Below are 14,851 nucleotides of genomic sequence, written 5' to 3' on the forward strand. Positions count from 1 at the left end.
CTCTCGCCCGTCTGGGTCCCGGTAGGCGCCCTTGTAGGTGGTGCCGCGTGCTCCGTGACGTTCCACGACCCATGCCATGCGAGTTCCCTCCCGAAAAGTGTCTTGGCAGCAACTTGGCAGCAAACGTCGCCGGATCAGCCTGGACCAACTTGGACGTGTGGGGAACGAAGAAGTGGCCTCTGACCTGCGACTTTACCGAATTTCCCGCGTGAGCGACACCGGAGGAAATCCGCTGCGATTTCGCTCCTGACCCAGAGGTCGCAGGTTCAACCGCCGCGGACACCGCCCTGGCTACGAATTTCAGGCTGGGATTCCTTTGCGATCCGATCGTCCACGCCGTAGAGCGAGTCCGCGCCATCGGCCGGTCGATGTGTCGGTCCAGGCGCCGAGTTTCGTTGGCTCGTCGATGATGTCCTCGGCCTCGTCGATGGCCTGCAAGAGCTCGTGTGAGGGGACTGCTCGGGAGACGCGGATCTCGAGGCGTCGGGTGCCGTGGTGTTCCAGGATCTCGAGGGCTGCGTCGTCGACTTGCATGTCCTCTGGCGCGATCTGTCGCCGGACCATGATGCCTTCGGCGACGAAGGCGGTGAGTCGTCGCTCGATGCGCCGGCGACACTGGTCTTGGAGTCGGTTCTGGCGTTCCATCGGGCACCCATCACGGCGCGAGCCATCGGTCGCGTTGTCGGCGATCAGTGCGTGAAGGGTCACGGTGCGACAGGCGGTGCAGGTCAGCCACCTACACCAGGGAGCGGCGACCGGGTCGGGGTCCTCGGCGCCGGGGGGCTTCCTTCCGCGATAGGACCGTGCCACTGTCCGGAGCTCCCCGCACTCGCAGCACAGGGCTCGGTTCCGCGGGCGCACCCCCTTCCGCCCGTCGGTCCTCTCCTCGATCACAGCCGCACCCACTTCCGACACTGCCAGACGTCGACACAGGTCACGCAGTCCTCGCGGCCGGCCTCCGAAACCTCCTGAACGTCGGCTGGATTGCCCTTCGGGACCGCTTGAACGAGCCCGCAGTACGCGCTAACGATCCCGCCGACGGCGGTCGCCGCCTTGTACGCATCGAGCGGAAACAGATGGTTGCGATGTCGTCGATACTCCCTGACAGGAGCTGAGGTAGGTGCGATGGCGGTGGCGGACTCATCGGTCGCCTGGCGGGCAGTGGAAGATGTCGTCATGGTCTGGGTGGCCTCCACGCACTCGGTTCTAGGCGCCGGCGCTCTCGTGCCGGGCTCATTCGACGATAGGATGTAAATCATTGAGAGGCAACCCCTCTGGAAGGAAGTTGTTGGGACGGATGGGGTTGGTTCCATGGTTCGACCCGCAGGCAAGCCGCCACTCTCTTCGGCCGCGGCCGAGTTCGGCGCCCGGGTGCGCGCTCGTCGCCACGAGTTGGCCCTGAGCCAGGAAGCCCTCGCTGATCGCAGCGACTTGCACTGGACCTACTTCGGTCAAGTGGAGCGGGGCCAGGTCAACATCTCGCTCCACAACATCCTCAAGATCGCCGACGCCCTGGAGATCGATCCGGGGGACTTGGTGACCGGGCTGACGTAGTTCACCCACGTCGATCGTCGTCCGAATCGCGCACCGCCTCACGGGTGCGTGCGCGAACTCGGCACCTGGCGTGCGGCCACGGATATGCGCACGTGTTGGGCTCCGCCTCCAGTCGCGACAAGAGACTGCGAGCGGCTCGTAAGCCGCAGTCCGGTGCCTATCGGCCGAAGGGACCAGAGGCAGATGCGGCCGCACGTACGCTCGCTCGCCGGCGGACGCGAGCGAGCTCGACCATGAGAATGCTGGTCCGCTCGACACCCCTTGGGCTCCGGCGTGGGTACCAGATCCTGGCTCCTGCGCCAGTAGGTTGACTGTTGTGCTGACTCGTGAGCTTCCGCCAGTCAGGCCATTTGAGGTTCGCCTGCGCCACCACCGCGAGGGGACGCCCATGGCTGACGACGAAACCTACACCTGGTCAGGACAAGCGACCGACGAGGCTCACGCCGTCGTGCTTGCAAAGCGCGCGGCAAGCGAGGACGGCTGGTCACCGGACGGACCAATCGGGTTTCGCGTGGTTGAGGCCCGCGGCTTCCTCCCTGTCGCTCACGAGTGGGTCGACCGCGTGTCCTGACACGTACGTCAGTGCGATCCCCGCCCCTCGCGAGCCGCTCGGCTCACGGGCGGAGGCCGCCGAGTTACTAGAGGACCTGGGTCGGCGGCTATGGAGCTGCATGCCCTCCGGGGAATGTCCGAGCGGCGGCGAGCACCCAGTTGCGAGCACCAGTTGCGTACGGGTTGAGTTGGGGTCGGCCGCGTTGTGTTGCCCCGCGCGCGGACCGTACGGTGGCACTGATCCTTAGGGGGCGTGGTGACAGTGGAAGAGCGCGGCGCTAGCGCTGGTGACGGCACCAGCGCGGTCGCCCGGCTGCTTGAGGTCGCTACTCGCAATGCGGACGAGCTCCTCGCGGAGTCGAGGGCCGAGGCTGCCTCGATGGTGGCCACGGCGCAGCGCGATGCGGACCGTGTCACCGGGGCGAGCCAGGCTCGGGCGGAACAGCTGAGAGCGGAGGCCAGCGCGGAGGCCGATCGGGTCCTGACTGCGGCCCACGCGGAAGCCGAGCGGGTGCACGCCGAGTTGGAGCGGGCGCGTGCAGAGCAGAGCGCCGAGCTCGAACGGCATCGCACGACCGTGCTGGGCGACCTGGCCGAGCAGCAAGCCGCCCTGGAGGCCGAGATCGCACGGTTGCAGCAGGTTGAGCAGGATCATCGGGAGCGGATGCGCAGCTACCTGACCCAGCAGCTCGCGCAGATCGAGCCGACCACCCCACGCTGAGGTCTCACCGCATCGGAGCGCCTCCGCGTGTATCCGCAGACCCACGCTAGGTATGCCAGAACGGCACCAAAACCTGCACGTTCATCGTGGCCCTTTGAAGGGGCAGAGCGTGATCGCCGCCCCCATCCACCGAGACGGCACCGCACTCGGATACGGCCACGGCCGCCGCTCAGCGGGTTGAGGTGTTGTTCGACGCAGCGTCGGCCATGAGGCGGGCGCGAAGGTCGGCCACGAACTCCGGGCGCGCCGAGATCGGTCGCACGGCTTCGAAGACTGCGATGACGCGGTCCAGTTGGTCTCGGGATGGGTCGGGGACGGTTTCCCAAAATGGCCTGCCCCGCCCCTGCTGCGTCGCGTGCCACTCGCGGTGGAACGCCATGAGCCTGGGCGCAACCCACGCGCCGCACGTCTCACAGCCCCGAGGCGATGTGCTCACATCCACATCAACTATCGGTGCGTAAGCCAGTTACGGACCGCACTGCTTAAAAGGGACCAGCAAGGCGAATCGATCACGGCCGCCGGACAGGAGGCTGTACCCCGAGGAGCATTCATTCCTCGTGGGCGGGAATGCCGCGTTGGTCTCGCCGGAGCGGATGGTCCTCGGGGATCTCGACCATGACGATAGGAATCTTGTCCGGGTCCTCGATCCACAGCTCCACGAGCCCCCATGCCTCTCGTCGAGGTCCGCGGAGAATGGATACGCCGGCATCCAACAGACGCCGATGCTGCTCGTGCACATCACGGATCTGCATCCACAACGCGATCCCGTCTCCGCGCGGGTCCATTGTCTGACCGCTGACCTCCAGGAGGCTGTTGCCGAGGAAGAACACCAGGCCGGGTGCGTCCGGGCTGCCGAACTCCCGATAGATCGCCAGACCCAGTGTGTCTCGGTAGAACCGGTGACTGCGTGCGAGGTCTGAGGGGCGTAGGAGAATTCGGCTGCTGAGGACCTCCATGAGGTCATCTTGCCCGGCCAGCGGCATCGCCTCCTCAACCCAAGCAAGCTGGCTCGCAGAGACAGGACGCGCCTTCGAGGGATTGGGACCCGCCGGCGCGTTTGCCACCATCTCTGTCCGAGGGCGAGGCAGGGACTGATGTGTCTCTACTGCGAGGCGCAAAAGCTGGGCGACCGCGGATCCGGACCGGAGGGCCTGTCATCGAGACGTGGTGAATTCCTGATGGCAGAGCCCTACTTTTGCGCCTGAGCGGTTCCTTGCTTAGCGTTGCCGACCTGCGTCGGCTTGGCTGCCGTGCTGCGCGGACATGTCGAAAGGTGATTGTTTTGAAGCTCACACTTGATTCCACCGAACCGCTTGAGGACGCGATGCGTGTTCTCGGCGCGCTGTACGGCGTCACGCTCGTCGTTTCTCCCGACGAGAAAGACGGGACAAGGGCCACGACCGCGTCCAAGCCCGCCAGGAAGATCGCGAGCAAGGCAAAGGGCAGCCAGCGGACGGTTAACAGCGCGCCGTCGGCGAAGAAGAAGACCCCTGCCGTCGCGTCCTCCACCAAAGCCGCCAAACCCCGGTCGAAGCAGCAGACCGCTCAGCGCTCAGTTGGCGCCTCCAGCAATGCCGAGGTCCGTTCCTGGGCGCGCCAAAATGGATTCACCGTCAGTGACCGCGGGAGGCTGCCAGCCTCGGTCGTGACGGCATATCGCAACGCGCAAAGCGCCTGACCGAGCGCCGCGGCTCCGACCTTCAACACGGGTCCGGTCGTGAAAGGACGCACCTCGGCGGGTGCGCGGGCGTGCCGTCGCCTCCGCGAAACGACGAGGCGCGCGGGAGTACTCGGCTGCGTAAGCGAGTACCTCCGGGCGCCTCGTCAGACCCATGTCTAGCGAAGGCTCGCCCCGCTCACAACGATGCTTGAAACTGCAACTTCAAGAGATCCCACCTCGGCGAATCCAACTTCGACCCACAACCTCCGGCGAGCACCCTGGCCGCGAGCAACACGGAGAAGACCTCATCGGTCCGCAGCGGGCGGAAAGCCGCGGATCGACAATTATCTAGTCCACGGGAAGTTCGCGCGCTCGCTCCACTCGGCGCAGCCAGTACTCCACCGCCGAGATCTGCTTGTCGAGGTAGGCGTCATCGATCCAAGTAAGGTCGACGTTTCCAGCCTTTCCCACACGCAGCTTCTGTAGCCTGACGTCTTGAATCGCCCTGGGTCTGATGGAGAGCCTCCAAGAAACCCAGGGCGATTCATCTCCCGATCGCGTCCTACCCGGTCTCGCATGGAGAACCATGTTCCGGCGCGCAGCGACGTTGAGCAGCGCTCTGGCGGAGGTGGCGACAAAGTGCTGAACGTTCGGTCGGCTCTCGAGCTCTGGGACCACCGTCTCCACAGCCCGTCCGATGGCGCCTGTGGGTAGGCCATGCAAGTCGACGGCATCGATCGAAGTGGTCGCTAGCCGAATGTCGTCGATGATGAGCCACTCGAGCTGTGACACCCGGTAGGCGAGTTCGCCGACCTTGGCTAGATACTCGTGCGACGCCTCCACACCTGCACCCTATTTGGGCGAAGCCCGCAGTCGCGGCGATCGCGCGCAAAGACTCAGGTGCAGCGTCCGCTCGACGCGGCATGGTCGGACGCTACGCGCCTACAGCGGCACAGGCGGGCGCTCGTCCAAGCCGGCCCGCCCCAGAAGGCACAGCGGATCGATGCTGCCCCGCGGCCGATCGCTCTCAGGACGCCGCCCATACGCCGAGCTCATTGCCGCTCGGGTCCAGGAAGTGCAGGCGGCGGCCGCCCGGGAACGCATAAGGCCCCTCCACAACGTTCCCTCCGGCCGCAGCGATCGCGGCAGCCGTGGCGTCGAGGTCCTCCGAGAACAGCAAAACGAGCGGTCCATTCCGGCCCGGCTCACGACCGGGGTTCAGTCCGCCCGCCTCGCCCTCGCCCCCAGGCGCGACGAAGCCGGCGTAGTCCGGGCCGTACTCGTTAAATGTCCAGTCGAAGGCGGCCGCGTAGAACGCCTTGGACAACGCGAGGTCCTTGACGCCGAGTTCGATGTAGTCGATCGCGTGGTGGGTGCTCATGCTTCTCATCCTCTCTCGTCGCCACAGCCAGCATGCCGTAGAGCACCGACACACGTGCTGGTCGTGCGCCCCGTCATCGGCACGGCCGACGACGTGCAAGCCCGCGGATCGGCGCACTGGCAAAGCGTCCGACCGTCCGCATCTCCGGGCGGATCGACAGCGCCGACAGGCGGCGCAATGACGCACGGAGGCGAAGTCAGCGCCCGGGATGTCCGCGTGCAAGGTGACGAAGGGTCCGACGCGACTCGAGGCGCTGGCGGCGGAAGGCGCGGGACTACGCGCACCCGAACTGGACCGCGTCTTCTACTTGCGGGAGCGTCGACTGAAGACTTGGGGATCGACGCCCAGCACCTCGACGTTGCGTCTGCACCAGCTGAGGATGTAGTGCGCATTCTCTCCGCACCATTGGAATATCAGGGCCTGGCGGTTGGGCCCGCGCACGTCCCGCCATTCCCCCCGAACTTCGAGCATCGGGCGAAAGGCGTCGGGAACCCTGTTGGCCGTCGCCGGTGCGACATGCAGAGCTCGCGCGATCTCCTGGTAACTCGTCACCCGGCCGGAGGCGATCACACCAGCGAAGCGGGCTAGTCGCTTGGATTTACTGAGGAAGTAGCCGATAGACCGTTCGGGAGGCGTGATCTCGGAGTTGATCATCGGGTCCTTGAACTTCCTCCCGGCCGCGACGGTGCGGATTGCCAGGAGTGCTTCGCGCTGCCGGCCCTTGAGCACCACGCCCTTAACGAGCGGATGCTGGCTTCCCTCGTCGAGGAAAGCACGCTCGAATCCGTGTCCTTGACAGGCAAGGAGGACGTCCTCCCGGCGCCCTCGCGCAAACATGCCGGCGAGTACGTCGAGACCGTCGTACTCCCACTCGAGGTCGAAGTCGTTCCACATCAAGTCGACGAGAATCGCGTCGAATTTGAGACGGTCTGCAGAGACGATTTCAGTCACCTCCGCCGGCGTGCACGCAGAGCGCTTCTCCCGAAAGGTGTGGCCCAGAAAGGACGTCTGATGGTCAGCGCCACCGAGCGGCGAGACCACCAAGAGTCGCAAGTCTTCAAGTGCAGGTAGGTCTCTCAACGGGGAAGCCCTCTATCGCTGGACCGACAAGATCTTGCAAACGCTAGTCGCCAACCTTGCATCATCTGCAGGCGCGGTGGCCTATGTCCCCTCCCCAGGATGAGTGCCAACACTGACCCCTTGTCCCAAGGAGGGCAACCATGTCGACCATATCTAGATCTCGGATCACCCGCTCCCGCGCTGGATTCCTGTTCATCGCCGTGGCCATGGCCTTCATCGCCGCCACACACCCCGTGAGGCTCCGCTACTCGCGGCGGTCCACAAAACCCGCCGGAAGGAGCAAATGAGCAATGCGTGCCCAGACCGTTCGAAGTGCCGCGGGGGCGCTCATGGCCGCGACGCTCGCCGGCGGCGGTCTCGCCGCCTGCGAGAAGCCGCACAGCCCGCCCGCTCTCACGCTCGCGCTGACCGCGACCGCCGCCGACCCTCACACCGCCGTCGACACGATCCTCCGCGAGGAGATCATCGAGCACGCTAGCGAGTCGCTCTACCCGGGAGACGGGGAGGTCGGCCTCGTTGTGCAGGGCGCCGCGGGCCTGGTCGACACCATCGACCTGACCCCGATGCGCGGCGATGACGTCGAAGCGGACCCGGACAAGGCGGCCGCGCAGATCGCCGAGGATCTGTCGACGCTGCGCACAGCTCTTGTCGACCTCCACGCGCAGACCGACGGCCAGGACGTGCTCGGTGTCCTCGACAACGCCATCCAGGTCACCCCAGTCGGCGGCACGATCGTCGTAGTCACCTCCGGGCTCAGCACCACCGCGCCGGTGGACCTGCGGCAGGCCGGCGAGTGGATGCTCTATCCCGAGCGCTTCGCGAAGGGAATCGATCAGGCGAACATCCCCTCCGCCCGCGGCCGGAAGGTCGTATTCGCGGGTCTCGGGTATCCCGCCGCGAACAGCGAACAGGACGTCCCGGGCACCGCCGCGCGAGTCGCTTTGACCCACCTGTGGCTGGCGGTCTGCCAGCGTACCGGCGCGGCGTCGTGTGAGGCATTAGACGGCCCGGTCGGCACCGAGGCGTCGACCGCCACCAACACGGTACCGACCGTGAGCCTCGACCAGGTGGCCACCAAGTGTGTCGGAGCCCTGACCGTCAGCAGCGACGTCGCGTTTGAGTCGGACAGCGCGGTCCTCGCCCGGCAAGCCGACGTGGTGCTCGCGCCGATCGCACGGTCGCTGCGCCACTGCCCCGCCGGACGAGTCGTCGACGCGATCGGGCACGCGGCCGAGGTACCGGGAGGCGGGGACGGACAGGAGTTGTCCGAGTCCCGTGCTCGAGCCGTCCTGGATCGACTGATCGTCCTCGGCGCCCCCATCCGGGTCATCGGCACCGCCACTGGCTTCGGGAACACCTCCAACCAGATCGTCGACAACACCCCGGGCGACCACGGGGTGTACGTCGAGGAGCTCGCCCGGCTCAACCGGGTCGTGGAGCTCGTCATCACCGCCAAGAAGTAGCGAAAGGAGCACGCCCATGTCCATCGACAACAACCACAACTCGCAGCTGATCAACGGCAGCCACCCGGCCGCTCACCGCCAGGAGATCGGATTCGACTCGTCGGCCACCAAGATCCCCCGGCGCCACACGATCACCTCCTGCATCGGGCTCGGGCCGATGCCCCTCAACCAGGTCATCGCCGTCCACAACCTGGCCGACGAGGCCGTCCGGTTCCCGCTCCCTCGCGACGGTCGATGCCTGACCTACAACGAGGCCGCGGTCCGGGCCAAGCCGCAGCAGGCAGCACAGCAGCAGCTCGACCGGAAGGTCACCAAGATCATCGAGCCCGAGATCGAGGCGATCCGGCCCCTCATGGCCGAGATCAACGTCCTGACCGCGCACCTCGACCAAGTCCGGAGCAGCCCCATGCGTGGCGCGGTGGGGGAGAAGCTCACCCCCGAGGAGGCGGAGGCCCACCACGACCAGACCCGCTCTGAGATCCACAACGCGCTGCAGCACGGCTCCAAGAAGCACCTCATCAAGGGGCGCAGCAAGGCCAAGGAGATCGCGCTGCTCCTAATCGACTTCCCAGTCTTCCTCTACGCCCTAATGTCGCTGCTCAATGTCAACTACCGGCTGATCGGCAGCGAGACCGGCACGACGATCAAGGCGACCGTCGCCGGGATCTTCGCGCTGCTGGGGACTCTGATGCTCGCTGTGGTTGCCCGCGGCATGGGCCGCCAACACCGCGCCTTCAAGGGAGACTCCTCCACGATCGAGACCGACCCCAAGAACCGGCGACGGATCCGCCTGGAGCTCATCGCGGTCGCCGCCGTGGTGATCGCAGCCGTCTTCGTGATGGCCTCCCGCGTCATCACCGACGGGCTTGAGGCCGACGTGATGCCCCTGCTCGTTTACGCGCTCGCGGCCCTGTTCGGGCTCCTAATCGGATTCAGCGCCTACCTGAACTACGCCAGCGAGTACGACAACGGCTCGGAGCAGACCGATCGTGTCCAGCACCTCAGCGTCCAGCTCCGCGGACGCGAGGCCACCCTCGAGGGCATGGCCAACGCCCGCAAGCTGAGGGTCGAGGAGACCGGGATCAGGATCGCCAAGCTCAACCGCCTGATCGAGCAGACTCGCACGGGCGCGGAGCACCGGGTGACCGGCAGCAAGCAGGACAAGGCGATCAAGCTGGCTCGGAGCTACCACGGCCTCACGGGTTCGAAGGCCGGACTGCCCTCGCCTGCGCTGGACTATCGGCGGCTCGACCTCGCGGCCGCCCAGGCCCGTGAGCTCACCGACGACCAGGCGTACCTCGCGAACCTCACCACGGAGAACTGACCATGGGCTTCAAGAAGATCACCGACATCGGCAAGAAGGTCCTGGTTAGCGGGCAGATCGCGACGAACGTCGCAACCGTGCCGGTCACCAAGGACCTCACGCCGACCCTCACCAAGCAAGTCGCAAAGTACAGCAAGGACGTGCGGCTCCCCGAGACCCGACGCGAGATCGAGCGGCAGATCAAGAAGGACATGCGGCCGGTCGCCGCACTCGACAAGCGCTCCTCCAAGCGCCTGCGCAAGTCGTAGGACTGTCCGATGGAGCGCACGTACACGTCGTGCGCCCCGTCGGCACGCCCAGCCCTTGACGCGCTCGTCACCTGTGGGCGTCAACTTGGTCGATCTCGACCAGGGTGACCGATCCACCGAACCACTCATCGAACGCGTCCTCGAGCCGCGAGAGCGGGGCTTCGATGATCCCGCCATCCGCTGCCCGTCGACCCGTTGTTCTACGGAGTATTCGCCGACACGGCCGCGGGCCGGCGGCCATAGGCGGCGGAGTGACGCGGTGCGGTCCGTGTGGACTTGGCCGCACACAGCCTTGCCGCTCCCGGTCGCGCGGGGTGCCACACTCAGGGTGGAGGTACCACAAGTGACTGACTACACCCGGGCGGTCTACAACTACCTGCGCACGTTGGGCGATGTGGGCGACGAGGTACGCACTGCTATCCATCCGTACCTCATGACGAAGTTCGACCTCACGTCCGAGGAAGCCCACAGTGCCCGCGCGCAAGCGATGCGCGACCTGAAGTCGCGAGGGATGGTGGAGCGGCTGAATACGCGCGGTCCGTACGTCAAGATCCTGACTGAGTTCTACCCCGATCCGTGGAAAGACCCCGACGGGAAGTACGTCGAGTCCGGCCTTGAATCGGTCGACTGACGTACCCACCTCCGGTCACGGTTCTTGCTGGCGACGCGGCGTTCAACCGCGGGTTTGCCCTGATCTCTTCGACCCGCCTACAGGCGGCGAAGTGACGCAAGCCTGGAGCGCGCGCGCATCGAGCAGCTCAGCCTTGTGGCGACTCCGTGGAATTGAGTCAAGCCAGACCGTCGACCAGCGGGTGAGGTCAGGAGTTCTCGCGTCTCAAAACAACGCCGCCGTACGTCCGTCACTCGATGTTGGGTCCACCGGCCTCTGCGATCTGGTCGACCACACTGATCTCCTCGTCGGCCCTGTCTGTGATGTCGCCGTCGACCTCGACGACCGTGCCGAACGTGTCGCCGTCACCCAGGTGGGGGTACTTCTCAAGAAGGAACCGTCGCCGATAAGCGATGTCAGCGGCGTCGACAATGCCCTCGAGGGTGGCCCAGTTGAGCCCGCCGCCGACAACGATCCCGGCAGCGGGGACAATCTTTCCCAGTCCTTGCTTGGTCAGGCGGAAGCTGAACCGCTTCGCGAACTCCTGCGCGACCTTCGCGACGATGGACTCGTTAAGCACCTTCCACGTCTTGTCACGGACCAGCGCCTGGGTGAGCTTCGAGATGTCGGCCATCGCAGCCGTCTTGGCGCCCGCCGACATCGCCGACCCCGCATTGACCACGGACATTATGAAGAGCTTCTCCGCAGGTGACTCCGGGTCATAGCCGTACAGAAGGGCCGTGCGGCCGACTGCGCGAGACCCGAGAGCGAGAACCGTCGCGGCGTCACCGACGAACGCGCCCGTGATTGCCGCGCCCGACGGCGCCGCTGCGGCGCCACCGGAGACTGCGGTGACTAGTTCCCCGCCGGAGATCACAAGTCCCGCGCCTGCCCCGGACAGCGCAGCTCCGGCGGGGTACAACCAGCTCGCTGTGCGTCCACGCACGGCATCGATTTGCTGCAGATCGAGGCGCCGGAGGTCACGCAGCAATGAGACGTCGTGGCCGCGCCTGCGGTGCTTTGCCACCACTCTCTTCGGCGAAAGACCTGCTCTGGAGATTCGGCCCGTAGTTCGTCGCACCGAACTTCCCGCGGTACCAGCCCAACCGGGAAGGGCGTCGCTGGCGGTGCGGGCCCCAGCGCTTACGATCTGGGTGCCCTTGGCCGCGACCCCCTGTCCGCGCTCCAGAGCGGCTTGGGCCCGGGGATGATTCTCGAGGTACTTCGTTGCGCGGTCGCCGACGGCGGCGGTGCCGTCGGAGACCTTCTGGCCGACCTCACCCATACGCCGGGATGCCTGGCGTCCTTTGAAGGCCTGGATGTCACTCCACGCGTCAAGCTCGTACTGCGACGGGTCTGCCATGGCGCCAAGGTAGCCGCGAGACCCGACACATTGGAACAGCGTCTGATACAAGCAACACCGTTGCCCGACGCCCCAAGCTTTCAGCGTCTCGGTCACAAGCATCGGCTGCGGGGATCAGAAACCGGTGCGGTCGCGGCGCTGTGACGCGACGGTGGAGGACGCAGTGCGGCGCGAGCCGGCTTCCGCTTGGTCACCCGCTCCTGGCGCACGCAATCGCCTCGACTGCTCGCTCGTCACCAGTTCTGCTGCGCCGCGAAAGGAACTGGTTGACACTAGGCCTCGTCAGTCAGGTCTCGTCAACTCGGAGTTGGACATGCGCGCCATCGTCGCCGCAATCTCGTCACTCGCCCTCTTCGGGTTGGTCGCCTGCGGCAGCGACGAAGCCGCTGATATGCCCGCCGTTGAGGGCGAGCGACTGGATCTTGCGCTGAGTGACATCGACAATGCTGGTTTCAGCAAGGACGACGTCGAGATCGTTGGCGGCGGGACGTTTGGCGTGGTCGATGAATCGAACTGGCAGGTCTGTCTGCAAGATCCTGCCGCGGGTGAGCCGATTGGCAGCTCGCCCCGACTCACCGTCGATCGGACCTGCGGCGATCTGGATCACGGAAGCCCCGAGCCCGATTCCGTGACCAACAACGACGACCAGGGCGGCGACGCAGACGACTCGGCCAGCAGCACGTTCACTATGCCGGCTCTCGTGGGACTGAATCTCCAGGACGCCCAGGACACGTTGCAGGCTCTCGGCAGCTATCTACTGACGCAGACCGATGCCACGGGGATGGAACGATTCCAGGTTCTGGATTCGAATTGGAAGGTCTGTTATCAGGATCCCCAGCCCGGCGCGCCGGTGCCGCTAGAGACACTCGTGGAGCTCGGCGCTGTCAAACTTGACGAACGCTGTCCGTGACGCGTGTGTCGCGTAGGCGGCGATAGGACGCAGGGTCTGCCTGGTTGGTCGGATCAGGCAACACGTTGTCGCGCACAAGACAGGGGAGATGGGCGAGTCCAAGAACTCGGTTCGCCGCGCTGCCTCGCTAGGCTGAGATCGTCGAAGGGACTGCCATGGAAGACTGTTGCGCTCGGCATACTCGGCGAGAAGCTGTTGGCGGAGGCTCGGTCCGCCTCAAGCGGCCGGTACGGCGTCACTATCCACGGCGGACATGTTCATTCGTTGCGCCAGACGTTGGTCGGGGTTGCCGCCGGCCACGCGCTCGAGGAGCACGAGAACACCGGCGAGGTGACCCTGCACTTGATTCGCGGCCGCGCGCGGGTGATCGCGGGGTCCCACACTGCTGAGCTTGCCCCCAGCGATTACGTCGTGATCCCGCTCGAATGGGACTCCTTCGAGGCGCTCGAGGACACCGTGGTTCTACTCACGGCCACCATTCGGGGCACACCGGACTGACATCCGCGGGGCAGCAGCGGGGTTTCCTTTACTCCGGTCCGTCAGCCGGGCGAAGCCACTCGTCTGGCGCGAACTCTCGACCGAAGTCAACACAGGCTTCGTTCTCGCACCTGCCTTGCGTCTCGAACGAGATCCCGGGGTTGCCGGAGGCGGTGAGGAACGCAGCGTTCTCGCGCGACATGTGTCCGCCGTGGCGCAGCGGCTGTCCACACGTCGGGCAGCACGGATCGGAGCTCGCCTGCGCGTTGCTCATCCCTCCACGGTAGGCGTCGAAGACCTGCGTGACCATGCCCTCGGATCTGCTACTCGTCCGCGTGGCCGCGGAAGATCAGGACGCCTCCGAGCGCATCCGTAGCCGGAATGGGACATTGCCGCTTCGCGAAATGACGCGTTTCCGGGCGCCTCGCGGCGACTGGATCGACGGCACCGCCGATCGAGCGACCCGGACGCGAAACGTCCCTATCGCGTCAGAACGGCATCGGCACCTGGGGAGACGCGCGCGACGGGTCTGCAAACTCCGCGTCGCTGAGCGCTGGATCGGTCGCGCCGTAGTCCTCGTCGTCGTACACATCGAAACCGCCAGGTGTGGCGCTGTTGGCGTGGAATCTATAGATAGGGCTCACGAGCGCGCAGGCGGGCAGAACGAAGTGCTTGACGAACGGTTCGGATTCAGCCTCGAGCTGGACGTAGGCGCGTCCGATGGGACCGGCGAAGTAGAACGGTCGGTTTCCGATGGGCGTGAACACTTCCTGGATGATCTTGCCGAGCAACAGCACTGCTGCGAGCGCAGGTTCACGAGCATCGCCCGAGTCGAGCTCCGACCGATAGTGGACAGCCCCGTGCCGAAGCTTCATGAGCTTCCTGTAGTCGCTTGCCACGTCGGCGGTGAACAGGCCCCACTCCGTCAGCGCGCGAATGCACTTGTCCCACTTGTCGATCGACTGCTGAGTGGCGACGTGCTTGGTCGCCTCGTGGTTGGCGTAGTCCGCCCGCAAGGTCAACACCAACTGATTGAGGATCCGCTCACCGAGGCCACACGCTCCGAGCAGAGCCGGGTAGTAGTTCATTCCGACGAACGCGTATCGGATCTGCCGAAGGTAGACGTTGTGCAGGGCGACTAACGACCACGGCTCAGTTCCGAGGTCAGTGAAGTTCTGGATCTTCTGCTCGTGGTCCTCTGCTCCGAACTGGTGGATCAGATGTTCACGGACCGAGGCGATGTTGCCGAGCCATTGTTCCCTGATCGCCGGTTCCCAGTCGTCCTCGACCACCGTGTCGAGGATGTGCGCCCTCGTGTCGAAGGAGTAGTTGACGGGAGTGAAGCGGCGCGACCCGTCCTTGTCGGTTCGCTGCGCTCCGGGTGAGCTTGTCAAGATTTCTGTGTAAGTGATCGATCCCTTGTTGTTGATTTCGCTTACAGGTAGGGGTTGATGCGGTCGGGGTAGGCGATCGCGAGCTGGCCCAGGGCCTGCTTCCAGTTGGTCACG

General features: G+C 65.6%; 17 protein-coding genes. 10 read left to right on the forward strand and 7 right to left on the reverse strand.

Features of this window, described 5'->3' with window-relative positions; genetic code table 11:
• Positions 1 to 890: 890 nt before the first annotated feature.
• Positions 891 to 1,196 carry a hypothetical protein gene (locus D0Z08_RS31805; RefSeq protein ID WP_147381607.1) on the reverse strand — a complete coding sequence of 102 codons (306 nt, stop codon included), beginning with the start codon at positions 1,194 to 1,196 and terminating at the stop codon, positions 891 to 893.
• A 115-nt stretch (positions 1,197 to 1,311) separates the two neighbouring features.
• Between D0Z08_RS31805 and D0Z08_RS31130 the strand changes: the two genes are divergently transcribed.
• From D0Z08_RS31130 to D0Z08_RS31135, 3 genes are all read left to right on the forward strand, one after another.
• Positions 1,312 to 1,554: a helix-turn-helix domain-containing protein gene (locus D0Z08_RS31130; RefSeq protein ID WP_118929172.1), complete on the forward strand. Its 243-nt coding sequence runs from the start codon at positions 1,312 to 1,314 to the stop codon at positions 1,552 to 1,554.
• A gap of 388 nt (positions 1,555 to 1,942) precedes the next feature.
• Entirely contained in the window at positions 1,943 to 2,125 is a 183-nt protein-coding gene (locus tag D0Z08_RS31810; protein WP_147381608.1) for a hypothetical protein, read from the forward strand.
• 237 nt (positions 2,126 to 2,362) lie between these two features.
• On the forward strand, positions 2,363 to 2,827 hold the full coding sequence (locus tag D0Z08_RS31135) for a hypothetical protein (protein ID WP_147381609.1): 465 nt from the start codon (positions 2,363 to 2,365) through the stop codon (positions 2,825 to 2,827).
• Positions 2,828 to 3,375: 548 nt separating this feature from the next.
• Here D0Z08_RS31135 and D0Z08_RS31145 read toward each other — a convergent pair.
• Positions 3,376 to 3,783 carry a VOC family protein gene (locus tag D0Z08_RS31145; RefSeq protein WP_118929186.1) on the reverse strand — a complete coding sequence of 136 codons (408 nt, stop codon included), beginning with the start codon at positions 3,781 to 3,783 and terminating at the stop codon, positions 3,376 to 3,378.
• 326 nt (positions 3,784 to 4,109) lie between these two features.
• Here D0Z08_RS31145 and D0Z08_RS31150 point away from each other — a divergent pair, with 326 nt between their 5' ends.
• On the forward strand, positions 4,110 to 4,505 hold the full coding sequence (locus D0Z08_RS31150; RefSeq protein WP_182481608.1) for an Lsr2 family DNA-binding protein: 396 nt from the start codon (positions 4,110 to 4,112) through the stop codon (positions 4,503 to 4,505).
• Between the two features lie 330 nt (positions 4,506 to 4,835).
• On the opposite strand, the gene D0Z08_RS31155 is transcribed toward D0Z08_RS31150, so the two are convergent.
• The 3 genes from D0Z08_RS31155 to D0Z08_RS31165 all read right to left on the reverse strand — a co-directional run bounded on the left by D0Z08_RS31155 (position 4,836) and on the right by D0Z08_RS31165 (position 6,819).
• Positions 4,836 to 5,330: a hypothetical protein gene (locus tag D0Z08_RS31155; protein WP_118929176.1), complete on the reverse strand. Its 495-nt coding sequence runs from the start codon at positions 5,328 to 5,330 to the stop codon at positions 4,836 to 4,838.
• Between the two features lie 184 nt (positions 5,331 to 5,514).
• Positions 5,515 to 5,868 (reverse strand): VOC family protein, encoded by a 354-nt coding sequence (locus D0Z08_RS31160; protein ID WP_220454477.1) that lies wholly within the window; start codon positions 5,866 to 5,868, stop codon positions 5,515 to 5,517.
• Positions 5,869 to 6,171: 303 nt separating this feature from the next.
• Positions 6,172 to 6,819 (reverse strand): response regulator transcription factor, encoded by a 648-nt coding sequence (locus tag D0Z08_RS31165; RefSeq protein ID WP_147381610.1) that lies wholly within the window; start codon positions 6,817 to 6,819, stop codon positions 6,172 to 6,174.
• Between the two features lie 419 nt (positions 6,820 to 7,238).
• On the opposite strand from D0Z08_RS31165, the gene D0Z08_RS31170 reads away from it, so the two are divergent.
• From D0Z08_RS31170 to D0Z08_RS31185, 4 genes are all read left to right on the forward strand, one after another.
• The gene (locus tag D0Z08_RS31170) at positions 7,239 to 8,411 is read left to right on the forward strand and encodes an OmpA family protein (RefSeq protein ID WP_118929179.1); all 1,173 of its coding nucleotides are present in this window, start codon (positions 7,239 to 7,241) and stop codon (positions 8,409 to 8,411) included.
• A gap of 16 nt (positions 8,412 to 8,427) precedes the next feature.
• Positions 8,428 to 9,735, forward strand: coding sequence for a hypothetical protein (locus tag D0Z08_RS31175; RefSeq protein WP_118929180.1), 1,308 nt, complete (start codon positions 8,428 to 8,430; stop codon positions 9,733 to 9,735).
• Between the two features lie 2 nt (positions 9,736 to 9,737).
• Positions 9,738 to 9,983: a hypothetical protein gene (locus D0Z08_RS31180; protein WP_118929181.1), complete on the forward strand. Its 246-nt coding sequence runs from the start codon at positions 9,738 to 9,740 to the stop codon at positions 9,981 to 9,983.
• A 343-nt stretch (positions 9,984 to 10,326) separates the two neighbouring features.
• Positions 10,327 to 10,614: a hypothetical protein gene (locus D0Z08_RS31185; protein ID WP_118929182.1), complete on the forward strand. Its 288-nt coding sequence runs from the start codon at positions 10,327 to 10,329 to the stop codon at positions 10,612 to 10,614.
• Between the two features lie 229 nt (positions 10,615 to 10,843).
• On the opposite strand, the gene D0Z08_RS31190 is transcribed toward D0Z08_RS31185, so the two are convergent.
• Complete coding sequence (locus D0Z08_RS31190) at positions 10,844 to 11,956, reverse strand: EcsC family protein (protein WP_245994676.1); 1,113 nt, start codon at positions 11,954 to 11,956, stop codon at positions 10,844 to 10,846.
• 313 nt (positions 11,957 to 12,269) lie between these two features.
• Here D0Z08_RS31190 and D0Z08_RS31195 point away from each other — a divergent pair, with 313 nt between their 5' ends.
• Both D0Z08_RS31195 and D0Z08_RS31200 read left to right on the forward strand, forming a co-directional pair.
• Positions 12,270 to 12,866 (forward strand): PASTA domain-containing protein, encoded by a 597-nt coding sequence (locus D0Z08_RS31195; RefSeq protein ID WP_118929183.1) that lies wholly within the window; start codon positions 12,270 to 12,272, stop codon positions 12,864 to 12,866.
• Positions 12,867 to 13,130: 264 nt separating this feature from the next.
• A complete protein-coding gene (locus tag D0Z08_RS31200) occupies positions 13,131 to 13,364 on the forward strand; it encodes a cupin domain-containing protein (protein WP_245994677.1) in 234 nt (77 codons plus the stop codon).
• A gap of 467 nt (positions 13,365 to 13,831) precedes the next feature.
• Here D0Z08_RS31200 and D0Z08_RS31210 read toward each other — a convergent pair.
• On the reverse strand, positions 13,832 to 14,851 hold a 1,020-nt coding region (locus D0Z08_RS31210; protein ID WP_220454478.1), incomplete at its 5' end, for a hypothetical protein.

The sequence above is a fragment of the Nocardioides immobilis genome, from assembly GCF_003515065.1.
Taxonomy (GTDB): domain Bacteria; phylum Actinomycetota; class Actinomycetes; order Propionibacteriales; family Nocardioidaceae; genus Nocardioides; species Nocardioides immobilis.